The organism is Thiothrix nivea DSM 5205 (genome assembly GCF_000260135.1).
GTDB lineage: Bacteria > Pseudomonadota > Gammaproteobacteria > Thiotrichales > Thiotrichaceae > Thiothrix > Thiothrix nivea.
On record NZ_JH651384.1, the window covers coordinates 4,633,883 to 4,635,804 of the forward strand.

The following is a 1,922-nucleotide window of genomic DNA, read 5'->3' on the forward strand; positions in this document are numbered from 1 at the left end:
TGTTACGCTCATGGTTACGACCTCATCGGGGGATCTCACAAGAAAAGCTACCGTGTTACCTTGCATTCTTCGAGTCTCTTCACAACATCAGAAACGGGGGGCAAGCTGCCTTACAGTCCTTGCTTTCGCTGCTGTTGGGATAAGACCCTGAAACGCATATTGAGCCTCCGGGGATACTCGGCGACCGTGAATTCATTGGTGAACAATGGTGGCTTTGGTTAACGGCCAACCGGATCCCGTTCCTGATGCGAATGCGGGAAAACCAACTGATGACGGATCAACAAGGCCGGGAAATGGCGGTGCGTTCCCGTTTCCGCGACCTCAAGACAAACCAGAACCGCCGTCTGCGTAAAGCCTGCTGGGTAGGTCAGGCACGGGTTTGGCTCAGCGGGATGCGGTTGGAGGATGGGGAATTACTGATTCTGGCTGCCAACCAGCGTTTTCGTGAACCATTCGACACCTATGCCCTGCGCTGGGAAATTGAAAACCTGTTTCAGTGCCTCAAAGGGCGTGGCTTCCATTGGGAGGATACCCGTATGACCCGCTACTTCCGCATTAAGAAAGTCATGGCGCTACTGGCCATCGGCTTTTGCTGGGCGCACAAGACCGGGGAATGGAAGCACAAGGTCACCAAGCCATTAGCACTCAAGAAACATGGTCGGCCTGAACAAAGCTTGTTCCGCTATGGCCTCGATTACCTGACCGACGCGCTGTTGCATAGTTTGCATAAACCGATGGCGGCAATCAGGTTATGGGTGTTGTTTTGGTGGCCTCCACACCTGATAACTTGCCATCAGGGGACTGTAGTTCTCGATGTGAAATCAGCGGGATGAGAAATTGTCGTGTACAGAGAAATAAGACAAACTCACAGTCATGCTTGCTATCCGACCCTAACCATTCCATAATCAAGATTCTTACCAACAGTCTTACTTGAGGTGATAATGATGATGGCAGCTACAGTCAGACTGTCCAGCAAAGGACAAATTGTTATACCCAAAGAGGTTCGTGATTCCCTACATTGGAGTGCTGGCGTTGAGCTAACACTGGTGACAACTGAACATGGGGTGATGCTACAGACCAAACCAACCCAAAAGCACAAATTACCAGCAAAATCCTTACGGGGGTTTTTACAACACAAAGGCGAACCAGTCCCAACCGAAACACTTTGCAAACCAGTCGAGTACACTAATGATCGCTTTTGATACCAATTTGTTGGTACGTCTTGCGGTCAATGATGATCAGCACCAAGCCGACATTGCAGAACAACTAATTAATAATAGTGATGTTTTCATCTCAAGGACTGTCTTGCTGGAGAGTGAGTGGGTACTTCGGTCAGTTTACAAAACATCCCGTACTGACATAGCGACATTTCTTGAAAATACCCTGATCACAGAAAATGTCACAGTAGAGAACCCAACAGAAGTTGGACAAGCCCTTGAATGGTACAAATTAGGCGCTGATTTTGCTGATGCTCTGCACTTATGCATTTGTGGCGAGAGCTTAATGCATACTTTTGATGAGCAGTTTTGCAAGGCTGCCAGCAGATCAGGATTAACCCCGGCGTTCAAGGTCTTGAAATAGCACTAATAATCAAAGGCATAACAAGTCATATATGGTCTCCACAGTCAACCCTTTCCAGCAAAGATCCAATAAAAACCCTCAAGGCGCAGTTCCTGTGCCTTTTGGTGCAACAGCCCATGCTGGCTTCTTTGCCTGAAACGCCGGTATTGTCAAGGAGGAGTCCCGCAGGGAAGCTCCTTGACAATGCCGGTGTGTAAGGCATCCTGTTGGCGGGCTGTTGTCTTCGTCATGTGTGTTTCCCCTGTGTTGCGGGTGACGGTTTGCTCAAGGACAGGCATTGGACAGACCAAACTGCATTCGTATATCCGGCTTCTTTACGCGGGCGCATTGCCCTGAGCCAT

General features: G+C 49.2%; 3 protein-coding genes and 1 pseudogene. All 4 read left to right on the plus strand.

The window, feature by feature from the left end:
• Window positions 1-143, plus strand: a pseudogene (locus THINI_RS27460) (IS1595 family transposase); the annotation flags it as partial.
• A 30-nt stretch (window positions 144-173) separates the two neighbouring features.
• Window positions 174-833 (plus strand): transposase, encoded by a 660-nt coding sequence (locus tag THINI_RS22930; RefSeq protein ID WP_281054707.1) that lies wholly within the window; start codon window positions 174-176, stop codon window positions 831-833.
• Window positions 834-947: 114 nt separating this feature from the next.
• Entirely contained in the window at window positions 948-1,202 is a 255-nt protein-coding gene (locus THINI_RS24710; RefSeq protein WP_245536706.1) for an AbrB/MazE/SpoVT family DNA-binding domain-containing protein, read from the plus strand.
• On the plus strand, window positions 1,189-1,581 hold the full coding sequence (locus THINI_RS22935) for a type II toxin-antitoxin system VapC family toxin (RefSeq protein ID WP_002710864.1): 393 nt from the start codon (window positions 1,189-1,191) through the stop codon (window positions 1,579-1,581). The genes THINI_RS24710 and THINI_RS22935 overlap by 14 nt, the downstream gene beginning before the upstream one ends.
• Window positions 1,582-1,922: the final 341 nt, after the last annotated feature.